7 protein-coding genes and 1 pseudogene are annotated in these 7,453 nt (G+C 68.1%); 7 read left to right on the forward strand and 1 reads right to left on the reverse strand.

The features are described from left to right. Positions 1 to 18: 18 nt before the first annotated feature. From A9W95_RS12405 to A9W95_RS12430, 6 genes are all read left to right on the forward strand, one after another. A complete protein-coding gene (locus A9W95_RS12405) occupies positions 19 to 1,527 on the forward strand; it encodes a cobyric acid synthase (RefSeq protein WP_067412742.1) in 1,509 nt (502 codons plus the stop codon). Between the two features lie 62 nt (positions 1,528 to 1,589). Next, on the forward strand, positions 1,590 to 2,144 hold the full coding sequence (locus A9W95_RS12410; RefSeq protein WP_067412745.1) for an alpha/beta hydrolase: 555 nt from the start codon (positions 1,590 to 1,592) through the stop codon (positions 2,142 to 2,144). Between the two features lie 12 nt (positions 2,145 to 2,156). Then, positions 2,157 to 3,515, forward strand: coding sequence for a glutamine synthetase family protein (locus tag A9W95_RS12415; RefSeq protein ID WP_067412747.1), 1,359 nt, complete (start codon positions 2,157 to 2,159; stop codon positions 3,513 to 3,515). Then, positions 3,430 to 4,233 carry a gamma-glutamyl-gamma-aminobutyrate hydrolase family protein gene (locus tag A9W95_RS12420; protein ID WP_371328063.1) on the forward strand — a complete coding sequence of 268 codons (804 nt, stop codon included), beginning with the start codon at positions 3,430 to 3,432 and terminating at the stop codon, positions 4,231 to 4,233. The genes A9W95_RS12415 and A9W95_RS12420 overlap by 86 nt, the downstream gene beginning before the upstream one ends. Positions 4,234 to 4,235: 2 nt before the next feature. Beyond that, positions 4,236 to 5,600, forward strand: coding sequence for an aldehyde dehydrogenase (locus A9W95_RS12425; RefSeq protein WP_067412750.1), 1,365 nt, complete (start codon positions 4,236 to 4,238; stop codon positions 5,598 to 5,600). Beyond that, positions 5,601 to 6,377, forward strand: coding sequence for a 3-oxoacyl-ACP reductase (locus tag A9W95_RS12430; RefSeq protein ID WP_067412752.1), 777 nt, complete (start codon positions 5,601 to 5,603; stop codon positions 6,375 to 6,377). A 13-nt stretch (positions 6,378 to 6,390) separates the two neighbouring features. On the opposite strand, the pseudogene A9W95_RS12435 reads toward A9W95_RS12430, so the two are convergent. Beyond that, positions 6,391 to 7,275: pseudogene (locus tag A9W95_RS12435) on the reverse strand (alkaline phosphatase family protein); the annotation flags it as partial. Between the two features lies 1 nt (position 7,276). Here A9W95_RS12435 and A9W95_RS27925 point away from each other — a divergent pair. Continuing rightward, positions 7,277 to 7,453 (forward strand): alkaline phosphatase family protein (locus A9W95_RS27925; protein ID WP_253851643.1); only part of this gene is annotated, 177 nt, incomplete at its 3' end.

Raw genomic sequence — 7,453 nt, forward strand, 5'->3', positions numbered from 1 at the left:
TCTGCTCGCCGTAGTGGGGTGAGCGGGGCGCTGCTAGTTGCCGGCACCAGTTCGGATGCCGGCAAAACCATGGTCGTCGCGGGGCTGTGCCGATTGTTGGCCCGCAACGGGGTTCGCGTGGCACCGTTCAAAGCCCAGAACATGTCGAACAATTCGGCGGTCACCGTCGAAGGGGGCGAAATCGGTCGCGCCCAAGCCATTCAGGCTCGCGCGGCCGGGCTGGAACCCAGTGTCCGGTTCAATCCCATCCTGTTGAAGCCCGGCGGGGACCGCACCTCACAACTCGTCATCCGCGGGCATGTCGCGGAGTCGGTGACCGCAACCGGCTACTTCACCCACCGGGAGCGGTTGGCCCGTCTGGTATTCGACGAATTATCCGCTCTGCGAAACGATTTCGATGTCGTCCTGTGCGAGGGAGCCGGCTCGCCGGCCGAGATCAACCTGCGCGCCACCGATCTGGCCAACATGGGCCTGGCCAGGGCGGCCGACCTGCCGGTGCTGCTCGTCGGTGACATCGACCGCGGCGGGCTACTGGCCCACCTGTTCGGCACGGTGGCGGTGCTCGAACCCGACGACCAAGCCTTAATCGCCGGTTTCGTGGTCAATAAGTTCCGTGGCGACCCAGCACTGCTGGAACCTGGCCTGCGCCAACTTTTTACGTTGACCGGTCGTCCCACCTACGGCGTGCTGCCCTACGCCGACGACCTGTGGCTCGACGCCGAGGACTCGCTGTCGGTGATCGCCCATCGCGTCGTCGGGACCCCGGCCGCACCGAGAGGCACACAGTGGCTGCGGGTCGCGGCGATCCGATTACCCCGCATCTCCAACTCCACCGACGTCGAGGCGCTGGCCTGCGAGCCCGGGGTGCTGGTGCGCTGGATCACCGACCCCGCTGACCTCGCCGATGCGGACCTCGTGGTGATTCCGGGCAGCAAGGCCACCGTCGCCGACTTGACCTGGCTGCACGAGCGTGGTCTCGCCGAGGCAATAGTCGACCACGCACGTGCCGGCAAGCCGCTGCTCGGGATCTGCGGGGGTTTTCAGATGTTGTGCCGCACCATCGAGGACACGGTGGAAACCCGGGCCGGCGCGGTCGCCGGCCTAGGGCTGTTGGACGCCGACATCGTCTTTCGTGCCGACAAAGTGTTACGCCGTTGGCAAAACCCGTTGTACGGCTACGAAATCCACCACGGCCGACTCGTCCGCTGTGACGAGCCGAGCTGGTTCGACGGGGACGGCGACCCGCACGGCATCGTGCGCGGCGCGGTCTACGGCACCCACTGGCACGGCCTGCTGGACAACGACGACTTCCGTCGAACATGGCTCGCCCAGGTAGCCGACACCGCCGGCCGCGCCGGCTTCATCGCCGCCGACGACGTGAACGTCGCAGCGCGCCGCGACGCGCAACTGGACCTGATGGCCGACCTGCTCGACGGCCATCTGGACCTGGCGGCCATCAACGACCTGCTTGCCGGCCCGCCGCCGCCGCGGCCCCATGTGGTCAGCGCGCTGCACACTCGGGTCTGAGAGAACGCTTGGAGGGGGCGCGCTAGCAGGGAAAATGCTGTAACTTGCGGGAAGTGCCCACGATGATGACCACGCTTGACGGATTCCCTGTTCCAGTGGCGGCGAGCGGCCCGGAAAACGGCGTCGTCGTGGTTCTGCTCGCCGCCGAGCAGCGGGCGCCCGCCGCGTACGACGCGGTCTGCGAACGCCTGCACACGGCGTCGTTTCGCACCATTGTCATCGGATTCGATCCCCGCCTGACCGCCAAATCCGTCATCGGCATCCTGGACGCGCTGGGGGTCAGTTGGGCGGTGTTGGTGGGTGACCGCGCCGGTGCGGAACTCGCCTGGGACCTGGCGGCCACCAGACTGGGCCGGTTCGTCGGACTGGTCGCCATCGACCGCGGACATCCGCAGGTCGCCGACGGCAGCGGTCCCGCGCGTGACGGTCAATGCCCGCCGGTCGAAGTCGCCACCACCGTCCTGGTCAGTTCGCCGACCACCCGAGAAGCCGCGCGCGCCAGCCAGCGCTTCGTCTACGCTGACTACCGCGTGGTCGATCTGCTCGGTCGCCGCAACGCCCAGGAGTCAGCGGCTCAGCTGGCCACCGAGATCGTGCTACGCGCGAGCGCCTGGTAGTCACCCCGGCTCATGGGTGGGCTCGGACTGGCCGACTTAGAAGGCCTGGTCGCGGCCGGCGAACTCGACACCGTCATCGTCGCGTTCACCGACATGCAGGGGCGGTTGGTCGGTAAGCGGGTGGCCGGCCAGTTCTTCATCGACGAGGTCGCCACCGGCGGTGCCGACTGCTGTAACTATCTGCTGGCCGTCGACGTCGACATGAACACCGTGGCCGGTTACGCGATGTCGAGTTGGGACACCGGCTACGGCGACATGGTGATGGTGCCCGACCTGACCACGCTGCGCCGGGTGCCCTGGCTGCCCGGCACGGCCCTGGTCCTCGCCGACCTGCGCTGGGAGGACGGGCGACCCGTCGCCGCCTCGCCACGCACGGTGCTGCGCCGCCAGCTGGACCGACTCAGCGAGCACGGCCTGGCCGCTTACGTCGCCACCGAACTGGAGTTCATGGTGTTCGACGAGCCCTATCGCCAGGCGTGGGCCGCCGGCTACCGCGGGCTCACCCCGGCCAGCGACTACAACATCGACTACGCGGTGTTGGCCTCGTCGCGGATGGAGCCATTGCTGCGCGACATCCGGCTGGGCATGCAGGGGGCGGGTCTGCGGCCCGAGACGGTCAAGGGTGAATGCAACCGTGGTCAGCAGGAGATCGGGTTCCGGTACGACGAGGCGCTGGTCACCTGTGACAACCACGCCGTCTACAAGAACGGCGCCAAGGAGATCGCCGACCAGCACGGCAAGAGCCTGACCTTCATGGCGAAATACGATGAGCGCGAAGGCAACAGCTGCCACATTCATCTCTCGCTGCGCCACGCCGACGACACCTCGGCATTCGCCGACGACAGCCAGCCCCACCACATGTCGGCGACGTTCCGCAGCTTCATCGCCGGGCTCTTGGCCACACTGCGCGACTTCACCCTCTGCTACGCGCCGAACATCAACTCCTACAAGCGTTTCGCCGAGGGTAGTTTCGCTCCAACCGCGGTGGCCTGGGGGATGGACAACCGGACCTGCGCGCTGCGGGTGGTCGGACACGGAGCGAACCTGCGAGTGGAATGCCGGGTGGCGGGTGGTGACGTCAACCAGTACCTCGCGGTGGCGGCGATGATCGCCGGCGGGCTGTACGGTGTCGAGCAAGGCCTCGAACCACCCGAGCCCTGCGCCGGGAACGCCTACCAAACGACGGGCGTCCAGCGGCTGCCCGCCACCCTGGCCGAAGCCGCCGCGACGTTCGAGGCCTCGACGTTGGCGCGCGACGCGTTCGGCGACGACGTGGTCGCCCACTATCTCAACTACGCGCGCGTGGAAGTGGCGGCGTTCAACGCGGCGGTCACCGATTGGGAGAGGATGCGGGGTTTTGAACGGCTCTAAGGCGAATCGGCCGGTGGTCGGCCTGACGTCCTATCTCGAGCAGGTGCGGACCGGGATCTGGGACATTCCGGCGTGTTATCTGCCCGCCGATTACTTCGAGGGCGTCGTCATGGCCGGCGGCATCGCGATGCTGCTCCCGCCGCAGCCGGCTGAAGCCGAGATCGTCGACCGCACGCTGGACAGCTTGGACGCGCTGATCATCACCGGCGGTTACGACCTGGACCCGGCAACCTACGGGCAGCAGCCACACCCGAGCACCGATCGACCTCGCACCGACCGCGACGCCTGGGAGTTCGCGCTGCTACACGCCGCGCTGCGACGCGGTCTGCCGGTGCTGGGCATCTGCCGCGGCGCCCAGGTGCTCAACGTGGCTTTTGGCGGCACCCTGCACCAACACCTGCCAGAAGTGTTGGGCCACAATGGACATCGCGCCGGCAACGGAGTGTTCACCCGGTTACCGGTGCACACCGTGCCGGGCACTCGTCTGGCGGCGCTGATCGGCGAGTCCGTGGACGCGCCGTGCTATCACCATCAAGCCATCGCTCAGGTGGGCGAGGGATTGGTGGTCAGTGCCACCGACGCGGACGGCGTCGTGGAGGCGGTGGAAGTGCCCGGGGCGGGCTTCGCGGTCGCCGTGCAATGGCATCCGGAGAAAGCGCTGGACGATCTGCGGCTGTTTGCCGCACTGGTGGACGCCGCCGCGTGCTACGTGGGCTGACGGTGACCGCAACACAGGTGATCAATCCCGCGACCGAGGAAGTGTTGCGCTCGGTCGAGCACGCCGACGCCGCGGCCGTCGACGACGCGGTGCGCCGGGCTCAGGCCGCGCAACGTCGGTGGGCGCGGTTGGCGCCGGCAGAACGGGCGGCCGGGTTGCGGGCGTTCGCCGCTGCCGTCGACGCCCACGTCGACGAACTCGCCGCGCTGGAGGTGGCGAACTCGGGTCATCCCGTCGCTTCGGCGCAGTGGGAGGCCGGCAATGTCCGCGACGTCCTGCATTACTACGCGGCCAGCCCGGAACGGTTGAGCGGCAAGCAGATTCCCGTCGCGGGCGGTCTGAACGTCACCTTCAACGAACCGATGGGTGTGGTCGGGGTAATCACGCCGTGGAACTTCCCGATGGTGATCGCAGCCTGGGGCATTGCCCCGGCACTGGCCGCCGGGAACGCCGTCGTCGTCAAGCCCGCCGAGTGGACGCCCCTGACCACGCTGCGTCTCGTTGAGCTGGCGGTCGAGTCGGGGCTGGACGTGGACCTGCTGCAGGTATTGCCGGGCGAGGGCACCGTGGTGGGGGAGCGGTTGGTGTCGCACCCCGAAGTCCGCAAGATCGTGTTCACCGGCTCCACCACGGTCGGCAAGAAGGTCATGACCGGCGCGGCGGCTCACCTCAAGCGGGTGACGCTGGAATTGGGCGGTAAGAGCGCCAACATCGTCTTCGCCGACTGCGATCTGGAGCGGGCGGCGGCTACCGCGCCGGCCGGCGTCTTTGACAACGCCGGACAGGACTGCTGCGCGCGTAGTCGAATCTTGGTCCAGCGCAACGTCTACGACCGGTTCATGGAGTTGCTCGAGCCGGCCGTCAAGGGCATCGTGGTGGGGGACCCGTCCGCCCCCGACACCGAGATGGGCCCGTTGGTGTCGGCCGCGCACCGCGCCAAGGTGGCGTCCTACGTACCCGACGACGCTCCCGTCGCCTTTCGCGGCACCGCTCCGAACGGTCCCGGATATTGGTTTGCGCCAACGGTTCTCACGCCGCCGCGTACCGACCGCAGCGTGACCGAAGAAATCTTCGGTCCGGTGGTCACCGTGCTGGCCTTCGACGACGAGCAGGACGCCATCACCGTGGCCAACGACACGGCCTACGGGCTATCCGGCTCGATCTGGACCGACGACCTGTCTCGCGCCCTGCGCGTGTCCCGAGCCGTCGAAGCCGGCAATCTGTCGGTCAATTCGCACTCATCGGTGCGCTACCACACTCCGTTCGGTGGCTTCAAGCAATCCGGACTGGGCCGTGAACTCGGGCCGGACGCGCCGCTGCACTTCACCGAAACCAAGAACGTGTTCATCGCGATCAAGGAGGCCTAGGTGGTCGATCTCACCCGACGGCTGGCGGGCCGAGTTGCGGTCATCACCGGCGGCGGCAGCGGCATCGGGTTGGCGGCGGGGCGACGGATGCACGCAGAAGGAGCGACGATCGTCGTCGGTGACACCGACGAGCAGGCGGGTCGGGCGGCCGCCGACGAGCTCGCCGGCCTGTTCATCGGCGTGGATGTGTCCGACCAGGACGCGGTCAACGCACTGTTCGACACCGCCGCGCAGACCTACGGATCGGTCGACATCGCGTTCAACAACGCCGGGATCTCACCGCCCGACGACGACTTGATCGAGCACACCGAACTGCCCGCCTGGCAACGCGTTCAAGACGTCAACCTGAAATCGGTGTATCTGTCCTGTCGCGCGGCACTGCGGCACATGGTCCCGGCCGGCAAGGGGTCGATCATCAACACCGCGTCGTTTGTTGCGGTGCTCGGTTCGGCGACCTCGCAGATCTCCTACACCGCTTCCAAAGGCGGGGTGCTGGCCATGTCGCGTGAGCTGGGTGTGCAGTTCGCCCGGCAGGGCATCCGGGTGAATGCGCTATGCCCCGGACCGGTCAATACGCCACTGCTGCAGGAGCTGTTCGCCAAGGATCCGCAGCGGGCCGCCCGTCGTCTGGTGCACGTGCCGCTGGGCCGCTTCGCCGAGCCGGACGAGATCGCCGCTGCGGTGGCATTTTTGGCCAGCGACGACGCCTCCTTCGTCACCGCCTCGACGTTCCTGGTCGACGGCGGCATCAGCAATGCCTATGTGACCCCGCTCTGAGAAACCCGGCCCGTCAGCGCCGGAACGCGATCAACGGGATGCCCACTTCCACCGCCGTACCCGCACCGTGAAAGCCGATGAGCTGTGCCGACTCTGGCGGTTCATGCGCGGTGGCCAGCACCGCCGCCGGCGAGGTGCAGGTGACCACCACATCCCCGATGCGGCGCAGATGACGCGGGTCCACAGGTCCGAACCAGCCCGCGCCCACCGCGTCGTCGCGACTGCGCACATCGGCCCAACCAGCCAGCAGCTCGGTCCACGTGGCGAGCACGTCGGCGAACGCGTCGGGATAGGTGTGCAGGTAACGTACGCGCGGCTCGCCGGCGACCACGCGGATGCCGGCCGTCAGGCGCGGGTCGGCGTCGAGATCGATGCGGGCGTCCGCCGGGACGTTGAGTCCGCCGTGATCGGCGGTCACCAGCAGGGTCGCGGTCGGGGGCAGCGCCTCGAGGAGTTTGGTGAGCAGGTCGTCGACCCGGGCCGCCGCCTCGTGCCACTGATCTGAGCCGATGCCGAACACGTGGGTCGCGGTGTCCAAATCGGCCAGGTAGCCGTAGATCAAGCCGGGCCCGGCGGCGATCTCGTCGGCCAGGCGCTGGGCGTAATCCTCGGCCGCGTTGGTCGGACGGAACTGCGCGCCCCGGTACGCCGCGGCGGTCAACCCACTGCCGATGAACCATTCCGGCAGCACCGCGCGTGACGGCACGCCGGCCCGGGACAACCGTTCGAACCACGTGGGAAGCGGTTGCCATTGGTCGTGCGGTGGATCGTCGCGCCACCGGATGTGGTTGAGCACCCGCTCGGTTCCGGGAACGTTGACGGTGAAACCCAGGACGCCGTGCTGGCCCGGTTGTGCACCGGTGCCCAGCGACACCAGGCTGGTCGGGGTGGTCGACGGGATGGGCCGGCACCTGCTCCCACAATTGGCCGCCGACGCACCCTTGCTCGCCGCCGTGCTGCGCGGTGAGTTGGGACGGTTGCAGCCATTGGACTGCACTTTCCCGTCGACCACCCCGACCAGCCTGGTGTCGCTGGGCACCGGTGCACAACCGGGCCAGCACGGCGTCCTGGGTTTC

Source organism: Mycobacterium sp. 1423905.2 (genome assembly GCF_001673155.1).
Taxonomy (GTDB): Bacteria; Actinomycetota; Actinomycetes; order Mycobacteriales; family Mycobacteriaceae; genus Mycobacterium.